This window comes from Leifsonia sp. 71-9, assembly GCF_001898805.1.
Lineage (GTDB): Bacteria > Actinomycetota > Actinomycetes > Actinomycetales > Microbacteriaceae > Leifsonia.
Genome location: NZ_MKVJ01000021.1, coordinates 494,906 through 517,551 on the forward strand (window position 1 = coordinate 494,906; position 22,646 = coordinate 517,551).

The 22,646-nt window shown below is 72.4% G+C and carries 19 protein-coding genes; 8 read left to right on the forward strand and 11 right to left on the reverse strand.

Annotation, left to right across the window (positions count from 1 at the left end; translation table 11 throughout):
- Window positions 1-139: 139 nt before the first annotated feature.
- Window positions 140-583 (forward strand): DapH/DapD/GlmU-related protein, encoded by a 444-nt coding sequence (locus tag BGO91_RS18935; RefSeq protein ID WP_290474286.1) that lies wholly within the window; start codon window positions 140-142, stop codon window positions 581-583.
- A 161-nt stretch (window positions 584-744) separates the two neighbouring features.
- Window positions 745-2,829 carry an acyl-CoA dehydrogenase gene (locus BGO91_RS18940; protein ID WP_290474287.1) on the forward strand — a complete coding sequence of 695 codons (2,085 nt, stop codon included), beginning with the start codon at window positions 745-747 and terminating at the stop codon, window positions 2,827-2,829.
- 634 nt (window positions 2,830-3,463) lie between these two features.
- Here the strand turns inward: BGO91_RS18940 and BGO91_RS18945 are convergent.
- Both BGO91_RS18945 and BGO91_RS18950 read right to left on the reverse strand, forming a co-directional pair.
- On the reverse strand, window positions 3,464-4,447 hold the full coding sequence (locus BGO91_RS18945; protein WP_290474288.1) for a malate dehydrogenase: 984 nt from the start codon (window positions 4,445-4,447) through the stop codon (window positions 3,464-3,466).
- A gap of 70 nt (window positions 4,448-4,517) precedes the next feature.
- The gene (locus tag BGO91_RS18950; protein ID WP_290474289.1) at window positions 4,518-4,817 is read right to left on the reverse strand and encodes a hypothetical protein; all 300 of its coding nucleotides are present in this window, start codon (window positions 4,815-4,817) and stop codon (window positions 4,518-4,520) included.
- 96 nt (window positions 4,818-4,913) lie between these two features.
- Here BGO91_RS18950 and BGO91_RS18955 point away from each other — a divergent pair, with 96 nt between their 5' ends.
- From BGO91_RS18955 to BGO91_RS18965, 3 genes are read left to right on the forward strand one after another with little or no spacing between them, the layout of a single operon-like run.
- On the forward strand, window positions 4,914-5,798 hold the full coding sequence (locus tag BGO91_RS18955; RefSeq protein WP_290474290.1) for a neutral zinc metallopeptidase: 885 nt from the start codon (window positions 4,914-4,916) through the stop codon (window positions 5,796-5,798).
- Window positions 5,799-5,819: 21 nt separating this feature from the next.
- Window positions 5,820-6,779 (forward strand): prolyl aminopeptidase, encoded by a 960-nt coding sequence (gene pip / locus BGO91_RS18960; protein ID WP_290474291.1) that lies wholly within the window; start codon window positions 5,820-5,822, stop codon window positions 6,777-6,779.
- The gene (locus BGO91_RS18965) at window positions 6,776-7,978 is read left to right on the forward strand and encodes an amidohydrolase (protein WP_290474292.1); all 1,203 of its coding nucleotides are present in this window, start codon (window positions 6,776-6,778) and stop codon (window positions 7,976-7,978) included. The genes pip and BGO91_RS18965 overlap by 4 nt, the downstream gene beginning before the upstream one ends.
- An 18-nt stretch (window positions 7,979-7,996) precedes the next feature.
- Here the strand turns inward: BGO91_RS18965 and BGO91_RS18970 are convergent, their stop codons facing one another.
- Window positions 7,997-8,419 carry an adenylyltransferase/cytidyltransferase family protein gene (locus BGO91_RS18970; RefSeq protein WP_290474293.1) on the reverse strand — a complete coding sequence of 141 codons (423 nt, stop codon included), beginning with the start codon at window positions 8,417-8,419 and terminating at the stop codon, window positions 7,997-7,999.
- Between the two features lie 120 nt (window positions 8,420-8,539).
- A complete protein-coding gene (locus BGO91_RS18975) occupies window positions 8,540-9,109 on the reverse strand; it encodes a hypothetical protein (protein WP_290474294.1) in 570 nt (189 codons plus the stop codon).
- Window positions 9,110-9,312: 203 nt separating this feature from the next.
- Here BGO91_RS18975 and BGO91_RS18980 point away from each other — a divergent pair, with 203 nt between their 5' ends.
- Window positions 9,313-12,015, forward strand: coding sequence for a right-handed parallel beta-helix repeat-containing protein (locus BGO91_RS18980; RefSeq protein WP_290474295.1), 2,703 nt, complete (start codon window positions 9,313-9,315; stop codon window positions 12,013-12,015).
- Here BGO91_RS18980 and BGO91_RS18985 read toward each other — a convergent pair.
- Genes BGO91_RS18985 through BGO91_RS19005 form a run of 5 tightly spaced genes read right to left on the reverse strand, consistent with a single transcriptional unit; the run spans window position 11,968 to window position 17,803 of the window.
- Window positions 11,968-13,341 carry an oligosaccharide flippase family protein gene (locus BGO91_RS18985; RefSeq protein WP_290474296.1) on the reverse strand — a complete coding sequence of 458 codons (1,374 nt, stop codon included), beginning with the start codon at window positions 13,339-13,341 and terminating at the stop codon, window positions 11,968-11,970. The genes BGO91_RS18980 and BGO91_RS18985 overlap by 48 nt on opposite strands.
- Entirely contained in the window at window positions 13,338-14,435 is a 1,098-nt protein-coding gene (locus tag BGO91_RS18990; RefSeq protein WP_290474297.1) for a glycosyltransferase, read from the reverse strand. Before BGO91_RS18990 ends, BGO91_RS18985 begins: the two co-directional genes overlap by 4 nt.
- Window positions 14,432-15,427, reverse strand: coding sequence for a glycosyltransferase family 2 protein (locus BGO91_RS18995; RefSeq protein ID WP_290474298.1), 996 nt, complete (start codon window positions 15,425-15,427; stop codon window positions 14,432-14,434). The genes BGO91_RS18990 and BGO91_RS18995 overlap by 4 nt, the downstream gene beginning before the upstream one ends.
- The gene (locus BGO91_RS19000) at window positions 15,424-16,512 is read right to left on the reverse strand and encodes a glycosyl transferase (RefSeq protein ID WP_290474299.1); all 1,089 of its coding nucleotides are present in this window, start codon (window positions 16,510-16,512) and stop codon (window positions 15,424-15,426) included. Before BGO91_RS19000 ends, BGO91_RS18995 begins: the two co-directional genes overlap by 4 nt.
- Window positions 16,499-17,803 (reverse strand): hypothetical protein, encoded by a 1,305-nt coding sequence (locus BGO91_RS19005; RefSeq protein ID WP_290474300.1) that lies wholly within the window; start codon window positions 17,801-17,803, stop codon window positions 16,499-16,501. Before BGO91_RS19005 ends, BGO91_RS19000 begins: the two co-directional genes overlap by 14 nt.
- Window positions 17,804-17,951: 148 nt before the next feature.
- On the opposite strand from BGO91_RS19005, the gene BGO91_RS19010 reads away from it, so the two are divergent.
- Together BGO91_RS19010 and BGO91_RS19015 are read left to right on the forward strand one after the other, a co-directional pair.
- Window positions 17,952-18,908: a glycosyltransferase family 2 protein gene (locus BGO91_RS19010; protein ID WP_290474301.1), complete on the forward strand. Its 957-nt coding sequence runs from the start codon at window positions 17,952-17,954 to the stop codon at window positions 18,906-18,908.
- 47 nt (window positions 18,909-18,955) lie between these two features.
- On the forward strand, window positions 18,956-19,612 hold the full coding sequence (locus tag BGO91_RS19015; protein WP_290474302.1) for a DUF4352 domain-containing protein: 657 nt from the start codon (window positions 18,956-18,958) through the stop codon (window positions 19,610-19,612).
- Between the two features lie 76 nt (window positions 19,613-19,688).
- Here the strand turns inward: BGO91_RS19015 and BGO91_RS19020 are convergent, their stop codons facing one another.
- Both BGO91_RS19020 and BGO91_RS19025 read right to left on the reverse strand, forming a co-directional pair.
- Complete coding sequence (locus BGO91_RS19020) at window positions 19,689-21,275, reverse strand: polysaccharide biosynthesis tyrosine autokinase (protein ID WP_290474303.1); 1,587 nt, start codon at window positions 21,273-21,275, stop codon at window positions 19,689-19,691.
- Window positions 21,272-22,591 carry a hypothetical protein gene (locus BGO91_RS19025; protein WP_290474304.1) on the reverse strand — a complete coding sequence of 440 codons (1,320 nt, stop codon included), beginning with the start codon at window positions 22,589-22,591 and terminating at the stop codon, window positions 21,272-21,274. The genes BGO91_RS19020 and BGO91_RS19025 overlap by 4 nt, the downstream gene beginning before the upstream one ends.
- Between the last annotated feature and the right edge of the window lie 55 nt (window positions 22,592-22,646).

Consider the following 22,646-nt stretch of genomic DNA (forward strand, 5'->3'; position numbering starts at 1 on the left):
CCGTCTCCCATCTGTACCCCTGGTCTCCCGACGCTCCTCGGCGTACGGTGGCCGTTCTCTGGGGCGATCAGGGAATCTTCTCGCGTCCCCCGGTGTTGTACAGATGTTCGGATACGCGACGATCTCGAAGGAGGAGACGATGGCACGGATGATCGAGGAGCTCGAAGACGAGACCGGCGCAGTGATCAGGTATCGGCGGCACGCCAACGGCCGGGGGCTGGTGGCTCCGACCGCACGGGTGGCCGAGTCGGCGTACATCGAGCCGACCGCCTACGTGGAGGCCGACGCGCGCGTGGGTCTCGACGCCTATGTCGGCGCCGGCAGCTGGATCGACCGCGGCACGACGATCGGCGACCGCACCTTCGTGGGTGCGAACGTCCACATCGGCGCGGGCAGCGTCGTGGGCAGCAACGTCAAGATCGGCAGCAACGCGAAGATCGGGTCCGACGCGATGATCGGCAACGGTGCGCGCATCGAGCGCGACGCCCAGCTGAACCCCGGCAGCGTCATCACCGGCCGGGATGCGGCCCCCGCCCGCGACGCCCTGCGCGCCGCCCCGCGGCAGGCCCGCCGCGCGGCCTGAGGTTGCGGATCCTCCAAGCCGGAGCACTCTGTTTTGGAGGATCCCACCAATCCCGTTGCGGACGTCGCCGTCGCGTTTTGTAGGCGGCGCACCGCGCGTTTCCGCTCTGTGTGAAGCGGTCGTACCGTGGCAGAGACCCCGAGAGAATCGAAGAGGAACTCATGGTTGACACCGCCGAGCGCGTCCCCGCCACCCCTGCCGCCGCATCCCGCCCCAATCCGGCCTCCGCCGCGGGCGCCTCGCCGCGGGTCGATGTCGAGGCGCTGGGCCGTCAGCTGCTCGGCGACTGGGCCGAGGCGCGTCTGGCGTCTCGGGAGCTCTCCAGCCGCCCGGAGATGCAGAAGATCGAGGGTCTCTCGGTCGCCGACCACCGCAAGCGCGTCTTCGGTCAGCTCGGTCTGCTCGTCGAGAACGGGCAGGTGCACCGCGCCTTCCCGAAGTCCGTCGGCGGCGAGGACGACCACGGCGGCAACATCGCCGCGTTCGAGGAGCTGGTGACGGCCGACCCGTCGCTGCAGATCAAGTCGGGCGTGCAGTGGGGCCTGTTCGGTGCGGCGGTGCTGCACCTCGGCACCGCTCCGCACCACGAGAAGTACCTGCCCGGGATCATGTCGCTCGACGTGCCCGGCGCGTTCGCGATGACGGAGACCGGGCACGGCTCGGATGTCGCGAGCATCGCCACGACCGCGACCTACGACCCCGAGTCGCAGGAGTTCGTGCTCGACACCCCGTTCCGCGGCGCCTGGAAGGACTACCTCGGCAACGCGGCGGTCGACGCGACCGCGGCCGTCGTGTTCGCCCAGCTCGTCACCAAGAACGTCAACCACGGCGTCCACGCCTTCTACGTGCCGATCCGGGATGCGGACGGCGCGTTCCTGCCCGGCGTCGGCGGCGAGGACGACGGTCAGAAGGGCGGCCTGAACGGCATCGACAACGGCCGCCTCCACTTCACCGGCGTGCGCATCCCGCGCACCGATCTGCTCAACCGCTACGGCGACGTGGCCGAGGACGGCACGTACACCTCGCCCATCCAGAGCCCCGGCCGCCGCTTCTTCACCATGCTCGGGACGCTCGTGCAGGGCCGGGTCTCGCTCGACGGGTCCGCGACGATCGCGTCGAAGATCGGCCTGAAGATCGCGCTCACCTATGCCGCCGAGCGTCGCCAGTTCACGGCCGGGAGCGACACCGACGAGGAGGTGCTGCTCGACTACCAGCGTCACCAGCGCCGCCTGCTCCCGCTGCTCGCGACCACGTATGCGGCGAGCTTCGCGCACGAGGTGTTCCTGCACAAGTTCGACGACGTCTTCAGCGGCACGGCCGCGACGGACGACGACCGGCAGGACCTCGAGACCATCGCCGCCGCGCTCAAGCCGCTGAGCACGTGGCACGCGCTCGACACGCTGCAGGAGGCGCGCGAGGCGTGCGGCGGCTCCGGCTTCCTGACCGAGAACCGCATCACCTCGCTCCGCCAGGACCTCGACATCTGGGTCACCTTCGAGGGCGATAACAACGTGCTGCTGCAGCTGGTCGCGAAGCGTCTGCTGACGGACTTCAGCCGCAAGTTCGCCAAGGCGGACGCCGGCGCGCTCGCGCGCTACGTCGTCACCCACGCCGCCGGCCGCGCCTACCACGGCAGCGGGCTGCGGTCCGTCGCCCAGACGGTGCGCGACTTCGGCTCGACCGCGCGCTCGGTCAACTGGCTGCAGGAGTCGGCGACCCAGCGGGAACTGCTCACCGACCGCGTGGAGACGATGGTCGGCGAGATCGCCGGCCGGCTGCGCCCCGCCTCCAAGCTGAACAAGAAGGCCGCCGCCGAGCTGTTCAACGCACAGCAGAACGAGCTCATCGAGGCCGCCCGCGCCCACGGCGAGCTGCTGCAGTGGGAGGCATTCACGGAGGCGCTGGAGCAGGCTCCCGACGCCGGCACCAAGCAGGTGCTCACCTGGCTGCGCGACCTGTTCGGCTTCCAGCTGATCGAGAAGCACCTCGCCTGGTACCTCATCCACGGCCGCCTCTCGCCGCAGCGTGCACAGGCCGTCACCGCCTACATCGACCGCCTGCTCACGCGCATCCGCCCGCACGCCGTCGACCTGGTCGACGCGTTCGGCTACGGCCCCGAGCTGGTCCGCGCCAAGATCGCCACCGGCGCCGAGGGCGAGCGCCAGGCCGAGGCCCGCGCCTACTTCGCCGAGCACCGCGCCGCGGGCACCCTCCCGGCGCAGGAGAAGAGCCAGAAGAAGCGCTGACTCGCCGCCGGGCCAACGAGTCGTCACAACACGCCGTCTCTCCACTCGGGGAGGCGGCGTGTTGCGTCAAGTGGATGGATGGGGCCTGTCCCCGGCCCGGGGGAAGCGGCTCCCGAACGGCGCCCCCTAGGATGGCCGCGTGGAGCGGGTGGGGTTGCAGAGCGACATCGTGGTCGACGAGCGGATGGTGCGCCGACTCGCCTGGGACGCATTCCGTCGTCTGGCGCGCGGGCCGCTCTGGCTGCTCATGCTGTTCTGCGTCCTGTTCGCGGTCGCAGCCGCGATCGTGCTGCGGGATGCGGCGGGCCCGTTCGTGGTGACGGCCGCGCTCGCCGTGGTCGTTCTCCCGCCCGCCGCCTATCTCACGGTGCGAAGTCACTTCCCCGATCCGTCGGCGGTCGCACGATCGCCATCGGCTTCGGCGAGTCGGCATTCACGCTCTCGGCAGCAGGGATCCGTTCGACGATCGCGTACGCGCACGTCGTCGACGCCAGGCGTCGCGGGAAGCTGGTCGTCGTGCGCTACCGGGATGGTCAGAGCAGCATCCTGCCGATCGAGCTCATCACCGATGACAGGCTCCGTCTCCTCCGATCCGGGGGAGAGCCCACGAAGACCACGGGCGCTGTCTGACTCCCTAGAGCAGCCCCAGCGCCCGCACGGCGTCGCGCTCCTCCACGAGCTCCGCGACGGAGGCGTCGATGCGCTGCCGGGAGAAGTCGTCGATCGTGAGGCCATCCACGATGCGCCACTCGCCGTCGACGGCGCGCACCGGGAACGACGAGATCAGTCCGGCCGGCACACCGTAGCTGCCGTCGGAGACGATGGCGGCGGAGGTCCAGCGCTCGGCGGTCCCGTTCACCCAGTCGTAGACGTGGTCGATGGCGGCGCTCGCCGCGGAGGCCGCGCTGGAGGAGCCGCGCACCTGGATGATCTCGGCGCCGCGCTTCGCCACCCGCGGGATGTACTCGTCGGCCAGCCAGCGCTCGTCCACCAGCTCGGTGGCGGGGCGGCCGTGGACGGTCGCGTGGCTGAGGTCGGGGTACTGGCTGGCGGAGTGGTTGCCCCAGACGATCACACCCTCGATGGAGGTGACCGGCACGTCGAGCTTCGCGGCCAGCTGGGCCACCGCCCGGTTGTGGTCGAGTCGGGTCATGGCGGTGAAGCGCTCGGCCGGAACGTCTGGCGCGTGCGCGCTCGCGATGAGCGCGTTGGTGTTGGCCGGGTTGCCCACGACGAGCACGCGGATGTCGTCCGCCGCGCCCGCGTTGATCGCCGCGCCCTGCGGCCCGAAGATCGCACCGTTGGCCTCCAGCAGGTCGGCCCGCTCCATCCCGGCGCCGCGCGGACGCGCACCGACCAGCAGGGCGACGTTGGCGCTGTCGAACGCGGCGTTCGCGTCCTCCGTCACGTCGATCGACCGCAGCAGCGGGAACGCGCCGTCCTGCAGCTCCAGCGCCGTCCCTTCCGCGGCGGAGCGACCGGCCGGGATCTCGAGCAGCCGCACCCGCACGGGCACGTCCGCCCCGAGGAGCTGGCCGGAGGCGATGCGGAACAGCAGGGCGTACCCGATCTGCCCGCCGGCGCCGGTGATGGTCACGGTGACGGGGGAGGTGCTCATGCTGCGAGCCTAGCCCGCGGGGTGCGCGGCGGGGATGCTGGATCCGAGGGACCCTGACGGGAGGGCATCGTCAGCGTTCCGAGGGTCGACGTCGGAGGACGATCCCCGTCCCGATCACGTTCGGCCCCTCGCGGACGCTGAAGGTCGCGCCCGGCACGAGGGCGCCGTAGTCGATGTCGTACGGGAGCTCGACCAGAACCTCGACCTCGTCGCCGCCGGGTTCCAGGCGAGCTCTGCCGACGCCGCGGATCACCACACCGAGAGGGTCGCCGTCCGTGACCACCAGATGCGGGCGGTACCCGCGATCGAGGCTGACGGGCGAGCGGCGGCCTCCGGGAAGGAGCCGGACGGTGGCGCGGATCGACTGCACGCGCACAGTCTTCCACCGGAGCGGAGGAGCAGGCGGTCGGCGCGACGACGGATCGACCGATACCCGCCCGCCCCCCTCCGCGGTACCGTGTGCGGCATGACGTTCAATCCGGATGCGGACATCAGTGGGGGCAAGGTCAAGCGCCGGGGGCGGACCGCCGGGATCGCTGCGGGCGGTGTGGGGATCGGGGCGGTCGCGATCTTCCTGATCGCGCAGCTGCTGGGGGTGGATGTCAGCGGCCTCCTGGGCGGCGGGACCACGGGGACCGAGCAGATCGGCACCGGCACCGAGTTGCAGGAGTGCAACACGGGCGCCGACGCCAACGCGAGCGTCGACTGCCGGATGAAGGGTGCGGCGGCCTCGCTGGAGGCGTACTGGGCCGCGGAGCTGCCGGCGCTCGGCGGACGGTACACGTCGCCCGAGTTCATCCTCTTCACCGGAGGGACGAGCACGGGATGCGGTTCGGCGTCGAGCGCGACGGGACCGTTCTACTGTCCTTCCGATCGGACGATCTACGTCGACACGGGCTTTTACGACGAGCTGCGCTCGCGGTTCGGGTCGAGCGGCGGGCCGCTGGCCGAGATGTACGTGGTGGCGCACGAGTGGGGGCACCACATCCAGAACATCGGCGGGATCATGGCGGAGCACACCAGCCGGCAGACGGGTGCGGCGTCCGACAGCGTCCGGCTCGAGCTGCAGGCCGACTGCTTCGCGGGATCCTGGGCCGCCGCCGCGTCGAAGACCACCGACGGGAAGGGCGTCGCGTTCCTGCAGCCGATCACGACGGCGCAGATCCAGGATGCGCTGAGTGCGGCGGCCGCGGTCGGCGACGACCGCATCCAGGAGGCCTCCACCGGACGGGTCGACCCGGAGGGCTGGACGCACGGCTCGGCTGCGCAGCGGCAGAGCTGGTTCACCACCGGCTACCAGCAGGGTGCGCAGGCGTGCGACACGTTCTCCGTGTCCGCGTCGCGCCTCTGACCGACCGGTAGCCTCGACAGCATGCGCAGCCTGTACCCCGAGATCGAGCCGTACGAGACCGGCATGCTGGACGTCGGCGACGGCCAGCAGCTGTACTGGGAGACGAGCGGCAACCCTGACGGCAAGCCGGTCGTGTTCCTGCACGGCGGCCCGGGAGGCGGCACGACGCCGACGCACCGGCGCCTCTTCGATCCGGCGAAGTACCGCATCGTGCTGGTCGACCAGCGTGGCTGCGGCAAGAGCCTCCCGCACGCGAGCGAGCCGGAGGCCGACCTGTCGCTCAACACCACCTGGCATCTGGTGGCCGACCTGGAGCGGCTGCGCGAGCACCTCGGCATCGAGAAGTGGCAGGTCTTCGGCGGGTCGTGGGGGAGCACCCTCGCCCTCGCGTACGCCCAGACGCATCCCGACCGGGTGACCGAGCTGGTGCTGCGCGGCATCTTCACGCTGCGCGCCGCCGAACTGGACTGGTTCTACGAGGGCGGCGCGGCCGCGCTGTTCCCCGACCTGTGGGAGGGGTTCCTGGAGCCGGTGCCGGTGGAGGAGCGCGGGCACCTCATCCGCGCGTACAGCCGGCTGCTCGCCGACCCCGATCCGGCCGTGCACGGGCCGGCCGCGGTCGCCTGGTCGCGCTGGGAGTCGTCCACCATCACGCTGCTGCCGCGGCCCGAGCTGGTCGCGACCTTCACCGAGCCGGAGTACGCGGTCGCCTTCGCGCGCATCGAGAACCACTACTTCACGCACGGCGGCTGGTTCGAGGAGGGGCAGCTGATCCGGGATGCACCCACCCTCGCCGGCATCCCGGGCGTGATCGTGCAGGGCCGCTACGACACCTGCACCCCGCCGATGACCGCGTGGGACCTGCACCGGGCGTGGCCGGAGGCCGAGCTGCGGATGATCCCGGACGCCGGGCACGCGTTCGACGAGCCGGGCATCCTCGACGCCCTGATCGAGGCGACCGATCGGTTCGCGGACCGATGAGCGGGGCGCAGGAGGCCACCGTGCTGCTGACGAACGTCCGGCCGTGGGGCGGTGCGGCCTCCGACATCCTGATCGAGGGCGGTGTGATCGCGGCGGTCGAGCCGCACGATCCGGCGCGACCGGCGCCGGCCCCGGCCCCGGCGGACGGCGAGACGATCGAAGGGCGCGGGCTGCTCGCCCTCCCCGGGCTCGTGAACGCGCACGCCCACCTCGACAAGAGCTGGTGGGGCCGCGAGTGGGTGCCCTACGGTGGCGAGGCGACGACGCAGGGGCGCATCGCGCACGAGCGCGCGCACCGCGACGAGCTGGGCATCCCGAGCCCGGACAGCACGCTGCAGCTGCTGCGGGCGCTGGTCGCGCAGGGCACCACCGCGTTCCGGTCGCACGTCGACGTGGACCTGGGCGTCGGGCTCCGCGGCATCGCGGTGGTGCGGGAGGCTGTGGCGGCCCTCGGCGTGCCGGTCGCCCTGGAGATCGTCGCCTTCCCGCAGGACGGCGTGCTGCGCCGGCCCGGCGTGCTGGAACTGCTCGACCGCGCCGCGGCGGAGGGCGCCGACCACATCGGCGGCCTCGACCCCGCGCTGATCGACCGCGACCCGGTGGGCCAGCTGGACGCGCTGTTCGAGATCGCCGACCGGCGCGGCGTCGGCCTCGACATCCACCTGCACGAGGGCGGCGAGCTGGGCGCCTTCGAGTACGACCTCATCCTGGAGCGCACCCGCGCCCTGGGGCTGGCCGGCCGGGTCAACGTGGCCCACGGCTTCGCCATCGGCGACCTGCCGCCGGCCCGGCAGCGTGCGCTCGTCGAGGAGCTGCGGGAGGCCGGCGTCTCGATCACGACCGTCGCGCCGATCAACGCGTCCCGCCTCCCGCTCGCCGACCTGCGCGCCGCGGGCGTGCCGGTCGGGCTCGGCACGGACGGCATCCGCGACCTCTGGGGCCCGTACGGCGACGGCGACCTGCTGCGCCTCGCGACGCGCCTGGCCCAGCTCTCGGGCGCCCGGCGCGACGAGGAGCTGACCGATGTGGTCCGCCTCGCGACGAGCGACGCCGCCGGATTCGTCGGCCGTACGGTGCACGATCTGGTCGCCGGAGCCCCGGCGGACGTCGTGCTGGTGGACGCGCAGAACGTGCCGGAGGCGCTGGTGCTCGCACCGGAGCGCGAGCTCGTGCTGGCGGGCGGGGTGCGGCTGGTCTGAGCGTCGGGCCCGCGCGGCTCAGCCCGCGAGGGCCGCGAGCGCGGCGCGCAGTTGCGTGGAGGACGTCGAGACCGTGTACGGGAAGTACACGACCTCCACCCCCACGGCGGCGAACTCGCGCTCGAGGCGGAGGCCCTTGGGGGTGCCGCGCCAGTCGTCGCCCTTGAAGAACACGTCGAAGCGCAGCTCCCGCCAGGTGTCGAGCTTGTCCGGCACGGTCTCGGCGACGGCCTCGTCGACGTGGGCGATGCTGCGGACGATCTCGAGACGCTCGGCGAGCGGGACGACCGGGTCGATGCCCTTGGTCAGCCGCAGCATCTCATCCGACACCACGCCCGCGATCAGGTAGTCGCACTGGCTCTTGGCGTGCTTGAGGATGTTGAGGTGCCCGATGTGGAACAGGTCGAAGGCGCCCGCTGCGTAGCCGATACGACCGGTCACGGCCCACCCCCTCCGATTGAGACTTCCTCATCTATATTGGCATATAAGTGAGGAATTGTCACCGGAGCGGGTGATCGGCCTGCGGGGCCCGACGGCGGGTCGCGCGGGGTCAGGCGGGGCTCAGCCGGCGGTCGCGCGGAGAGCCGCCGCGACGCGCTCGACGAGCGGGTCGATCTGCGCGAGCGCTCCGGCGTACGCGGCGTCGCCGCGGCCGTAGGGGTCGAGGATGTCGCCCTCGTCGTAGCCGCGCCGCATCGGCGACCCGAGCGAGCGCACCCGGAGCGCCGGTCGGTGGGCGGCGGCCCACGCGACGAGCTCGGCCGCAGTGAGGCCGGCCGGCGCGCCCTCGATGGCGTCCGCGAACTCCGTCAGCGTGAAGGCGCGGCGGACGGAGCGCGGCTCCTCGTCGGTCACCCAGGCCCGGTGCTGCTGCGTCGCGGTGACGATCAGCTCCGAGGACGACAGGATGTCGCGGGTCGCCTGCCGGGCGGCGAAGTTGCGGACGTCGATGCCGCGGTCGGCGAGCATCCGGTCCATCGGCGGATTCACGGGCCAGCCGACCTCGGCGTGCGTGCCGGCGGACGAGACGGCGAACCTCCTGTCGTCGCGCAACTCGTGCGCGAGCAGGAGGTCCATGGCGGGCGAACGGCAGATGTTGCCCGTGCAGACGGTGAGGATGCGGAAGGGCATGACTCCATTCTGCTCGATGGCGAAGCGCGCCCCGAACGGGGGGTATAGTTCCCTGGTGAGTTTCCGCGACCGGCGATATGGTCGAAGGTTAACTTCTTCTCCCCCCTCGACGTCTGCTAGGTTGCAGGCAAGCTCCGCGCAGAAGGCCTGGTCTCACCTTCGTGTTTTCTGTTCGTGAACTAATCAGCATTGGAAGACAGTCCATGGTCGGCAAGGCCAGACACCGCCTCACCCAAACCCCCACATCCCCCACACCCGCCACTTCAGCCACCCGCACCCGGGCGAAGGCTCTCCGCGCCGCGCTCGCCGGCGTCGGAGTCGCCGTCGTCGCCGCGATGGCCGTGCTCACGATGCCCGCAGGCGCGACCGCCGCGACGTCGTACGACACCGGTGCGACCGTCGTCTCCGACACGTTCAACCGCTCGGTCGGCACCGGCTGGGGCTCCGCCCCCGTCGGCGGCGCCTACACCGTGAACCGGACGAGCGGTCAATCGGTGTCCCCCGCCACGGGCGGCACCCTCACCGCGCCCGCTCCCGGCCAGTCCACCGACGCCCTCCTGAAGTCCGTCTCGCAGCGCGACATCCAGGCGTCCGACCAGTTCACGGTCGCGGCCGTGCCGCGTTCGGGCAACGGCGTCTATGCGGGCGTCCGGCTCCGTGTGGCGGGCTCGCACGCCTACGTCGCGCAACTGCGGATCAGCCCGAAGGGCGTCGCCACGCTCTCGCTCCTGCGCGTCGGCGACAGCGGAGGCCAGCAGGCCACACTCGCCGGGGAGCGCGTCGTGCTCCCGACGGTCGCGGCCGGCCAACGGCTCACCCTGGAGGCCCAGGCGACCGGTGCGACCCCGGTGACCGTCTCGGCACGCGCCTACGTCACCGGCGCCACCGCTCCGGCCTGGCAGGCCGTCGGCACGGATTCGTCCGCTCAGCGCCTCTCCGGCGCCGGCGCCCTGGGACTCTGGACGTACTCGTCGAGCGCGTCGAGCCCCGTCGCGCTCCGGCACACCGGCCTCCTCGCGCACCAGCTCCTGCCGCACACGGCCTCGACCCCGGCCCCGAGCGTCACGCCCACGCCGAGCGCGACGCCCACGGCGCCGGTGCAGACCCCCACTCCCACCCCGACGCCGTCGTCGACCCCGACGACGACCCCGACCGCTCCGACGACCCCGACGCCCCCGGCCACGGGCGGCTCGGGAGGCACGGGAGGCTCCGTCACGGCCGGTCTCGACCTGACCGGCGTCCGCACGACGACCGGTTCGGCCGACCCGGGCCAGACCGCCTACGCGGTGCCCGCCGGTGCGATCGTGGTGTCGCCGCAGGGCTCCGACTCGGCCGCCGGCTCGCTGTCGGCCCCGTTCCGCACGGTCGCGAAGGCGGTCGCCAGCGCGAGCTCCGGGCAGACGATCGTCCTGCGCGCCGGCACCTACAACGAGAGCGTGACCCTGCCGGCGGGCAAGCAGCTCACCGTGCAGTCGTACCCGCACGAGGCCGTCTGGTTCGACGGCAGCATCCCCGTGACCTCGTGGACGAAGACCGGCTCGGTCTGGCAGTCCTCGGGCTGGGACCACGTCTTCGACCACAGCCCGACCTACACCCGCGGCGCCGCCGACGGCACGGCCGCCGGCTGGCAGTGGCTGAACCCGGCGTACCCGATGGCGGCCCACCCCGACCAGCTGTTCGTGAAGGGCACCGCCCAGCAGCAGGTCGCGACGTCGGCCCAGGTCGTCCCCGGAGCGTTCTACTACGACGAGAAGTCGAAGACGCTCATCACCGGGACGGACCCGACCGGCGGCGACACGCGCGCCAGCTCCCTGCAGAAGGCGTTCACGATCGCGAATAGCGGAGACGTGCTCCGCGGCTTCGGCATCCGCCGTTACGCCGACTCCGTTCCCGACATGGGCGTGCTCACCGCGACCAAGGGCGGCACGACCCTCGAGAACGTGGCCGTCACCGACAGCGCGACGCAGGGCATCTCGCTGGGCGGCGCGAACAACGTGGTGCGCAACGTCACCACGGCGCGCAACGGCCTCACGGGCCTGCACGCCGACTACGCCGACGACATCACCATCACCAACCTCCTGTCCGCCTACAACACCGACGAGCACTTCAACACCTCCCCGGTGTCCGGCGGCATGAAGATCACCCGCTCGCGCGGCGTGAGCGTGACGGGCAGCGCGTTCGTCGGCAATTACGGGCAGGGTCTCTGGACCGACATGTCGGTGTACGACATGACCTTCGCCGGGGACGACTTCGTCCGCAACCTCGCCAACGGCCTGGACATCGAGATCTCGGGCAAGGCCCTCGTCTCGGACGTGCGCGCCATCGGCAACACGCAGGACGGCGTGAAGGTCGACAGCTCCGCCGACGTGCAGATCTGGAACTCGACGCTCGCGGACAACGACCGCAACGTCGACATCACCCAGTCGACCCGTCGCGGCACGAACGCGTCCGACTACGGCCACGACCCGCGGCGTCCGTTCCCGGACCCGACCATGACCTGGATCAGCTCCGGCGCCCAGGTGCGCAACTCGGTGCTCTCCGGCGCGACCGGCAACTGCCTGCTGTGCGTGGAGGACTACTCGCACCAGTACTCGGCGGCCGCCCTCGGCACGAAGGTGTCGAACACGGTGTTCCAGCGCACGTCGGCGTCGAAGCCCGGATGGCTCATCGTCTGGTCCCGCGGCGCGGGCGACCCGGCGGTCTACACCTCGCTGAGCGCGTTCCAGAGCGCGACGGGCCAGGGCGGCGCGAGCAGCGAGCTGGTCGGCCCGAGCCTGGTGACCGCGACGGGAGCGTTGACCGCCGCCACCCAGGCGCTCACCGGGCCGATCGCCACGGCGCCGCCGGCGCAGGTGACGTCACTCGCCGGGCAGCCCGGCGGGGTCGCCCACCTCGGGGCGTGGTGACGCCGCGGCACGCCGCGCGAGATCGCGCCTGACCCACCAGAAGTTCGGGATCACCTGGCAGAGCAGGACGGCCACCGCCGTTCCGACGACCGGCCCTCCTGCTCCCAGGATCCCGACGAGCCACCACGACAGGCCGAGGTTGAGGGGCACGCTGATCAGGATCGGCCACACCTGGAAGGCGAGCCCCCGCGCGTCCGTCATGTACATCCCGATCGGGTACTTCGCGGCCTGCAGCGTGATGAAGACCACGTAGCCGCCGATCAGCCACGCGTCGAGCGTGATCCGTCCGCCGGAGACGAACGACACCAGCAGCGGCGACACGACGGCGAGGAGCAGCGCGGCGGCCAGGCCGAGCACGGTGAACCAGAGGGTCGGCCGCAGCGGTGACGTCACCGTGCGGTCGGCCCTCGCCCGCGCGAAGATCGGCCACAGCGCGATGCCGGAGGCGGCGATCGTGGCGAGCAGGATGTTGAACAGCTGCGAGGCGAGGTTGTACTGCGCCAGCTCGTCGCCGTGCGTCAGGTGGCTGAGCAGCAGCCGGTCGGTCTGCATCGCGATCGGCAGCGCGATCATCTGCACGAGCATCGGCCAGGCGATGCTGCGCGTGCGGACGCCGGGGTAGCGCTTGGGGTGCAGGGCCTCCGTCAGCGCGCGCCCCAGCTGCGGCCGCAGTGCGCGCGAGGCGAGCACCAGGCAGAGGATGGAGCACGCCGCGCTGGCGATGAAGGAGTAGACCGCGATCGCGGACTCGGCGGGCAGCGCGAGCAGGGCGGAGCCCCCGACGAGCACGAGGATGATCGGCGCGACCACCGCCTGCGTCGCCACCTGGAGCGCGTTGCGTCCCAGGCCGATGAGCAGCCGCGGCCCGATCGCCAGCGGCAGGGCGACGCCGAAGATCACACCGCAGACGAGTGCGGCGACGCTGCCGCCGCCCGGGAGGAGCCCGGCGCCGAGCAGTGTCGGCCACAGCCCGAGCACGCTGATCAGGATGCTGACGGCGACCACGACGAGACCGGACACGGTCAGGATGCGGATGGTGGTGGCGATCGTGCGGCGCAGCGTCTCGTCGCGCCGCGGGTCGTCCGACGCCGCGACGGCGTTGATCAGCACGGCGCCCATCCCGAGGTCGGCGAACGGGAGCAGTGCGGGCAGCGCGGTGAGCAGGCCGTATTGCGCGTACGCGGCGACCCCGAAGTTCTCGATGATGATGCGGCTGGTCACGATCCCGAGCAGTCCCGAGATCCCCATGACGACGACCTTGGCCGCGGCGGTGGAGCCCACCGCGGTGACCATCCGGCTCCGGGGCCGCGTCGCGACGTGCGTCATGCGGGGACGACCGTCCGGCCGAACAGCGCGCGGTCGGCGGCGAGCCGGCCGTCCTCGCCCGGCAGCGTCGCGAGGATGCGCGTCGCGTCGGCGGAAGCGTCGGCCTCCGTTCCGAGCCTCCCGGCGATGGCCGAGGCCCACGCGGCGGGGGAGGCGTCCGGTGCGAGCACGGCGTGGCCGTTGTCGCTCAACCACTCCGCCAGCCCGGTCTCGGTGCTCGTGACAACCCGGGCGCCGTGCGCGAGCGCCTCGACGATCGGCAGCCCGAGCTGCTCGCGCCAGAGAGGCCGCGGCTGGGAGGGCAGGACGACCGTCCGTGCCGCGCGCAGCTCGCGGTGGATGGTCTCCCGCGGCGGGTCGACCAGCAGCGTGATCGTGGGATCGGCGGCGGCCGCACGGCGCACCTCCTCCTCCAGGGGACCCGTGCCGACGATCAGGAGGGACGCGCCCGGTCGGCCGTCGCGCACCGCCGGCCACGCGGCGAGCACGAGGGGGAGGCCCTTGCGCTCGCTGAGCGACCCCAGGAACAGGACCCGGTCGGCGAGCCGTGCCGCGGGGGCGCAGTCGCAGGGCGCCGGGAGGGCCGGCACCAGCAGCGCGTCCTCCTTCGGCGCGAAGCGGCGCGCATACACGTCGCGGGCCCCGGAGGTCCCGAACGCGACCCGGTCGATGCGTCGCCACAGCGAACGGGCGAGTGCGAGCTCCACGCGTCGGCGCAGGCGCGAGCGCAGCCGCGGCGCGCGCACGGCGAAGACGTCCAGGTTGCCGATCGCGTACGTCACCACGGTGGGTGGCCGCCGCCCGGCCACCCGCGCCAGCCGGACGGCCAGCAGCACGGTCGCGGTGCGCGGAAGGGAGGCGAGGTCGAGCGGCTCGTTGACCTCGAGTTCGGTCCAGCGTCCCCGGAACGCCAGCACGGCCCCGCGCAGGAGCCCGGCGTGGACGAGGTCGAGCCCGGCGGCGAGCCGCTGGTCGAAGTCGTAGCGGCGGCGGCGGTAGACGATGCTCGCCGGCTCCAGCGCGTGCGCCCGCTCCAGGTGCGCGGTGCGGACCTGGTCGTACAGCCGCACCCGCGGGTGCAGGAGCGCGGTCACGTGGTGCGCTCCCGGTGGGCGTACTCCTGGTAGACGCGCCCCACGGCGCCCGACACCATCCCGGCGCCGCGGTAGACGCCGCGCTGCCCGCGCGCCCGGTGCCGCAGGTCGCCGGTGACGGATCCCACCGCCCAGCGGCAGAGTCCGAGCACGACCCGCCCGGCGCCTCCCGCGGCCCGGCGCAGGCGGACTCCCGCGCGACGCGGCCCGGCGGGCGCCAGCAGCGCATCCACCACCGCGGCGGTGTTGCCGTGGCTGAACGAGCGGTGCAGCAGCCAGCGGCGTTGCAGCCGGTCGGCCGGCCACTCGTCGTCGAGCACGGCCTCGTCGCACCAGACGATGCGGCCGCCCGCGCGGACGAGCTGGCGCGTGAACAGGTTGTCCTCGCCGCCCGACAGGCCGAGGGTCTCGTCGAACCGCAGTCCGATGGCGCTCAGGAAGGTCCGGTCGAGCAGGAGGTTGTTGGTTGCGGCGATGGCGAGCGTGTCGCCGGTGCGGTGGCGCGGCCGGCGCAGGAAGTCACCGGCGACCACCCAGGTGTCGGTGCCCTCGGGATACTCGGAGATCACCCGTCCCATGACCGCGGCCGGGCGGAGGTCGGCGTACGTCTCGGCGAGGCGGACGAGCCAGCCCGGCCGCACGCGCTCGTCGTCGTCGATGAAGACGATCAGCTCGCGATCCGCCGTCTCGTCCAGCGCCCGGTTGCGGGCCGCGGCGATGCCACGGCGGTGCTCGGCGACGTAGCGGATGCGGGGCGACGCCACCGCCTCCACCACCGGGCGCGCGCTGCCGGCGGGGTCGTTGTCGATCACGAGCAGCTCGGCGGCCATGGCGGATGCGGCGTCCAGTTCCACCAGCTGGCCGAGGAGCTCCGGGAGCACCGCGGACAGCAGGTGCGGGCGCTTGTAGGTGAGCACGACGACGGACAGCGTGCCGGTCGCGGTGGCGAGGGCGGAGGCGGAGCCGCGGGCGACGCCGGTCTCCTGGCTCATCGCCGGGCTCCCTGGGTCACAGTGTCCGGGACGACCGGCACGGGCGCGGAGTGCGGGCGGCGCACGGCGACGGCGCGGCGATAGGCGCGGACGTGCTCGCTGCCGGTGCGCTCCCAGCCGCGCGCCGAGAGGTCCGGCGACCCGGAGCGCCGGGAGTCCCGCACCGCCGCCAGCGCGTCGAGGAGGGCCGACGCGGACAGCTCGCCGTCGAAGAACAGGACCCAACCGCGGCCGACCTCGGCGGAGAGCGCCTCGTTGACCTCGTTCCGGGGCACGAGCACGGGCCGGTCCAGGGAGAGCGCCGCCAGCACGCCTCCCGAGTTGTGCATGAAGCGGTAGGGCAGCACCACCAGCTCGGCCGCCGTCACCGCCGTCACGAGCTCCGCGTCGTCGAGGTGGCGCAGGGTGGCGTGGATGCCGGAGGAGGGGTGCGCCGCGCTCGTGACGACCGTCTTCAGCGCGTCGCTCGTCGGGCGTCCCCCGATGGTCATCGTCAGGCCCGGGTCCACCGCGCGGGCGGTGTCGAACGCGGCGATGAGAGTCTCCACCCCTTTGTACCGGCGGATGAGGCCGGTGAACGCGACGCGCCGGTCGACGGCCGCGGCGCGGGGGAACGGCGCGAACCAGTCGCGGTAGTGGCCGTGCGGGATGAGCGCGACCGCGGCTCCTTCCGGCACGGGGGTGCGGTCGTTGAGCACGATCCGCAGCGTCGTCATCCGGTCGATCAGCGACAGCAGGGCGCGCTCCCGCCGGTTCAGCCCGTCCGGGAGGCCCACGTTGTGCACGGTCCGCACGATCGGGATGCGCAGCAGCGCCAGCTTGGCGAGGAACAGCAGCACGAGGAGCTGGCGCGCCGCCATCCGCAGCGGCGTGCGCCCTCCCACCAGGATCTCCGGCCAGTGCGAGTGGTACACGTCGAAGCGTCCGAGCAGGGCGGTGCGCCACGAGAACGTCAGGACCGTCACCCCCGGCTGCTCGCGCAGCGAGCGCGCGAGCATGACGAGGTAGGGGTTCGTCGTCGGCCGGGGGACGGGGAAGGACTGCAGGACGGTGAGGCCGTCCCGCCCGGGGTCACGCGGGGACATCGCTGCGGATGTAGCGGATCTTGCCGCCGTCGTGGGGGATCGACGTCACCAGCTCGAGCCGCACCGGCACGGCGCCGCGGACGATGTCGCGGATGCGGTCGACGGAGTGCTCGATCGCGCTCACCGCGTGCTCGTCGGGCGCGGGCACGCACCGGACGACGATGGAGTAGTCGGCCAGCTGGTGCACCTGGAACTGCCGCACGTCGTCGACGGCGTTGCTGAACAGCTGGGTCAGCCCCTCGCCGGCCACGACCCGTCCGTCGGGCAGGTGCAGGGCCTCCGACACCCGGCCGACGACGTTGGCGATCCGGGGGAGGGTGACGCCGCACGCGCACACCCCGGGGATGGTCGTGGTGCGGTCCCCGAGGCGGTAGCGGATGAGCGGGAAGACGCGGTTGGTGAGGTCGGTGGCGACTGTCTCGCCCACCTGTCCCGGCAGCACCTGGCGGTCGTCGGGGCCGAGGACCTCGATCACCCGGACGTCGGCGAAGGTGTGCATCCCCTCCGCCTCCCGGCACTCGCCCGCCATCCACGGGATCTCGGCGGAACGGTAGTGGTCGTAGACGGGGGCGCCGAAGGTGCTCTCGATGAGCGCGCGCTGCGCCGGAGTGACCGGTGCGGCCGTGACGGCGACCGCCGTGGGCGCGTGGAACGCGATGCCGGACCGCTCGAGGAACGACGCGAGCTCGACGATCCCGCCCACGTAGCCGACGAGCACCTCGGGCTTGCTGCTCTCCCACTGGGAGAGGAACTCGCTCACCGAGTTCTCGTCCATCCGGTAGGCGTCGAGCTGGATGCGCCGCGACGGCCACCACTGCAGGTCGTGCTTGCGCATGGCGTTCTTGGACTTGACCTGGCGCGAGACGATCGCGACGTTGTCGGACGGGTGCACGCCCCACCAGCTGAACAGGCGCCACTCGATCGTGCGCGTGGGCGTGCGCAGATCGCGCAGCAGCTTGAGCGGCTCGCCGGTGCTCCCGCCCGAGGTGGAGATGAGGCTGTTCTCGGGGGTGGCCTCGGTCGAGCGGATGTCCTCGAAGTGCGCGCGCACGTCCGCCTTGTGCACGATCGGGAGCGAGGGGAACGCGGCCGGGTCGGCGAGGTCGGCGGGGGTGAGGCCCGCGTCGCGGTAGAGGTCGCGGTAGAAGCGGGTGTTCTCGTACGCGAACCGCGCGTGGTCGATGGCCCGGCGGGCCTGCAGTGCGGCCAGCTCCTGCGGTTCGAGGGACTGGTCGTGCAGGAGACGCTCGAACATCGCGCGGTTGTCGCGGAGGAAGAGATCCCGTTTCATGTCGAACATGAATCGGCGAAAGCTCACGGCGTCCTCCCTGGTCGGGTTCGGGTAGATTCGACGCGCCGGCAGCAGCCGGTGATCTGCCCAGGATATTCTGAATAGGCTCGAAAGCGAAGTTTTCTCACCTTTATTGGGGGTATCCGGCATGAGTCCCGCGGCGGGCGCGACGGCGGTGGTCGTCGTGAACTTCGCCGCCTCGAGCCTGATCGCCGACAATCTGGCCGGGCTCGCGTCCGAACGGCCGGACTGCCTGGTCGTCCTCGTCGACAGCTACTCGGACGAGCGGGAGCGGGCCAGGGCACGCGCCCTCGCCGCCGACCGTGGATGGGAGTTCGTCGCGCCGTCCGGCAACGTCGGTTTCGGCGGCGGCTGCAACCGGGGCGCGGAGCGCGCGCTCGAGCTCGGCGCCGCGCGCATCCTGCTGCTGAATCCGGACGCACGGCTCACCCCCGGTGCCCTGGCGCGCCTGGAGGAGGAGGTCGAGGCGGACCCGCTGGCCCTGGTCGCGCCGCGCGTCGACCGCCCCGACGGGTCCGTGTGGTCCGTCGGCTCGGACCTCTACCTGGCCGATGGGCGCATCCGCTCGCCGCGGGCCCGGCCGGCCCACCCCGGCGCGGAGCGCGCGTTCTGGCTGAGCGGGGCGTGCCTCCTGCTGAGCCGGGAGCTGTGGCAGGAGCTCGGGGGGTTCCGCGACGGGTACTTCCTGTACTGGGAGGACGTCGACCTGTCCTGGCGCGTCGTGGCGGCCGGCCACCGCCTGGTGGTGCGGGAGGATGCCGTCGTCGTCCACGCGGAGGGCGGCACGCAGGCGGCGTCCGGGCGGCAGGCGTCGGGCGAGCCCAAGTCCGACACCTACTACGTCCACAACATCCGCAACCGGTTCCTGTTCGCCCGGCTCAACCTCCCGGACGCGGACGTCGCGCGGTGGCGCGCCCTGCCGTTGTCGCTGCGGATCGCGTGGGAGGTGCTCCTCCAGGGCGGGCGGCGCCAGCTGCTGCGACGCCCCGGTCTGCTGCTGCTGGCCTGGCGGGCGGTGCACGCCGGACGCCGGCTGACGGACCCCACCAACAGGGGCCAGAAAGATGAGAATTCCTCGCGGTAAACTGCTGTGGCACGGAATACCCGACACCGTGCACTGGGAGCGTACCCATGACCACTCCGGCCGACCAGAACGACGAGCCACCGCGCCGTCGCATCATCCCGTGGATCGCGGGCGGCAGCGCCGCCGTCCTGTGCGCCGCCGGCATCGCCTGGGGCGTGGCATCCGCCCAGTCGTCCGCGCCGGCGCCCTCGCACACGCTGGTGGCGGTCGGAACGCCGATCCCCAGCGTCCCGCCGATCACGGGCCCGACGACGTCGCCGAGCGCGTCCTCGAAGGACCCGGCCGCGACCACCGCGCCGACGCCCGATCCCCGCTTCGGCGCCGCAGTCGCCAAGACCGTCTCGACGGGCGACAGCAGCTCCTTCGGCGGCCAGGTGGCGGTCACGGTCTCGCCCTTCACCGCGGTGACCGTCTCCGCGTCGGGTCCCGGCGAGGTGAGCGGCCCCGGCATGAAGGCGACCGTCGTCGTCCGCAACGGCGGCTCGACGCCCGTCGACCTCAGCTCGATCAGCGTCAACGGATACTACGGCGACGACTACACGCCCGCTTCGCCGGTCGCGTCCGAGACGACGGGCCTCACCGGCTCCCTCGCCGCCGGCGACCAGGCCACCGGCTCGTACGTCTTCTCGGTGCCGAAGGACGCGCAGTCCGCGTTCCGCGTGACCGTGGGCAGCGGCGCCTCCCCGATCGTCCTCGTCAAGTAGCCCGGCCGGGCCGCCGAGGCCAGGCGCACGCACGCAGAAGCCCCGCCGCTCCCCCGGGAGCGGCGGGGCTTTCTCGTCACATCCGGGCGATCCCCGAGGCGGGCGTCGCCGGGCCGTTGGCTTCGTCGACGTCGCTCGCGTCGGCATCGTCGGCGTCGGCACGGGTGTCGGCGTGCCCGTGCGCGCGCTGGGGAGCGGGTGCGGGCGGGGGCGCCGGGACGGGCCGGACGGGCCCCGTCGGGCGGTCACTCGCCGGCCGGTCGGCGGCCGGGAGGCGCGGCGCCCGTTCGGCACCGTGCGGCCGCGGCGCCTGCTCGTCGTCGAGACGGTAGTAGTAGTGGGCGTCCCCGGAGCGCTTCGCCCGCGCCTTGTTGAACACGATGCCCGCGACCGAGCCGCCGGCCCGGCGGACCGCCTCCACCGCGTGCAGCAGCTGATTGCGGCGCACGGCGGTGCGGTCCACGATCACCACGGTGCCGTCGGCCTCCGGGACGAGCGTCGCGGCGTCGGCGACCGCGCCCAGCGGCGGTGTGTCGATCACGATGACGTCGAACATCCCGCGCGCCTCCTCGATCAGGGCGGTCATCGCGCGCGACGAGAGGAGCTCGCTCGGGTTCGGCGGGATGCGGCCGGCGGTCATGACCGAGAGGGCCCCGTCGTCGCCCCACGGCTGCACCGCGTCCGCCAGCGTCACGCGGCCGGCGAGCACCGTGCTGAGACCCGTCCCTGGCACGAGGCCGGTGTAGCCCGCGACGCCGGGGCGGCGCAGGTCGGCGTCGATCAGGAGGATGCGCTTGTCGCCCTCGCTCAGGGCGATGGCGAGGTTGATCGCCACGGTCGACTTGCCCTCGCCCAGGATGGAGGAGGTCACGACGAAGACCGGAGAGGGCACATCCACGGCCACGAACTCGAGGTTGGCGCGCAGCTGCCGGAAGTCCTCCGCGCTGCTCGACCGGGTGTCGCCCACCATCGCCAGCCCTGGGGTGGCGCCGCGGCGGCGGCGGACGGTGCCCAGACTCGGGGCGCCCGAGACGGCGATCGCCTTCTCCTCCGAGTCGACGCGCGTGCTCAGCGTCTCGCTCAGCAGCAGGCCGCCCGCGGCGATCAGGATGCCCACGATGAGGCCGATCAGGATGTTCAGGCGCTCGTTGGGTGCGGAAGGCCCCGCCGGCTCCACCGCGGGCGCGATGACCCGCGTGGCGACGGTCGGGTTGCCCTGCGCGTTCTTCGGGGCGATGTCCTCGACCTGCGTGCGCAGGCTCGCGGCCGTCGCGTTCGCGATGGCGGCCGCCTCCGTGGGCGAGGTGTCGGTGACGTCGAGCTGCAGGACGACCGTGTTCTGGGGGGTCGTGACCGAGATCTGCTTCGCGAGCGCCCCCGCCGTCGTGTCGAGGCCGAGACCGTCGATGACCGGCTGGAGCACCACGGACGAGGTCGCGAGCTGCGCGAACGACAGCATCTGGTTCTGCGTGTAGGTCGACCCCTGGTTGATGTCGTTGCCCGTCACACCCGCGCTCAGCGAGAAGTACATGCTCGTCGTCGAGGTGTACTCCCGGGTGGAGAGCTGGCTCAGACCCCAGCCGGCGACGGCGCCGACGAGCGCGCCGATCACGACGACGTACCAGAAGTGGCGGAACAGAGCGAGATACGGGTTCCTGTTCATGACGGTTCCTTCAGGGGTATCGGATGGAGCCGGCCGGTCGGGGCCGTGCTGAGCGAGGTCTCGCGTTCGGCGTCGATGCGCCTCTGGCGGGAGATCCACTGGCCGCTCGCGGCGATGCCCGCGACGGCGAAGAGCAGGATGGAGTACTGGGTGATCAGGGCGACGGTCGCGAGAGCCGGGATCTGGGCGACGATGGCGATGGTGCCGGGGACGGCCCTCCCGCGCAGGACGGTCCAGAGGGCGCCGGCCAGGGCGACGCAGGCGAGCAGCATCGCCAGGAAGCCGTTGGTGAGCCCGGTCAGCAGGAGCTGGCTGTCGATCGAGACGAAGTGGGCGAAGTGCAGCGTCCCGCTCGAGTCCTTCTGCGCCGAGTCGGCGACTCCGACGGGGTTCATGCTGCCGAGCAGCGAGAGCAGGTTGCCGCGGTAGTCGGCGCTGCCGGTCGCCTCGCTGCCCGCGTCGTCGAAGACCGACAGCACGAGCGGGGCGGCCGCCACGGACGCGGCGATCAGCACGGACAGCGTGATCGCGCGCGCCTTCGCCGAGATGTCCCTGGCGAAGAAGACGGAGAGCACGAGGGCGATCGCCGCGCAGAGCATCGCCGTGCGGCTGAAGCTGACGACGCATCCCGCCAGCATGATCGACACCATGGCGACCTTGAGCCAGAGCCGGAACGGCGCCGCGATCGCGAACGGGATGGCGAGGGCGAGGCTGCAGCCCAGCGCGATGGAGTGGCCGAAGGCCGCCTCCGCGCGCGGGACGCCGCCGCGGATCTGGATGGTGCCCCACACGCTGTAGAGGCCGTTGGAGGTGTGGAGGAGGACGAACGGGTTGAACCGGGTGACGAACTCGATCACGGCGAGGGCGCCGACGACGGTGAAGGCGATCGCGATGGCGCCGCTCAGCCAGGCTGCGGAGACTCTCAGGGAGGCGACCCGCCCGACGACGTATCCGATGGCGAAGTACGACACCATCGTCACGAGCGTCGCGAAGGCGATCGAGGAGTTCCCGCCGAAGATGCCCATCGCGCCGATGATCAGCAGGATCAGCAGGAAGGCGTCGGCCGGGACGAGCCGGTAGCCGGGCACCGGGAGCAGCGCGGCGATGACGACGACGCCGACGGCGCTCACCGCCGGGAGGAACAGGTTGCCGTTGAAGCCGACGCCGATGCCGATCCAGATCGGCACGAGGCAGAGCACGGTCAGCCAGAGAGCGACGGACAGCCGCGGCGCCCGCCGCAGGACGATCAGCAGCACGATGGCCGCGACCACGCCGAGCACCTGGATCATCAGGTGATCAACGGAGGTGCCCGTCATCGTCGTGCCTCTCGTCTGCGGGTCGGCGCATGAGCCGGGGTCGGGCCCGGCTGAG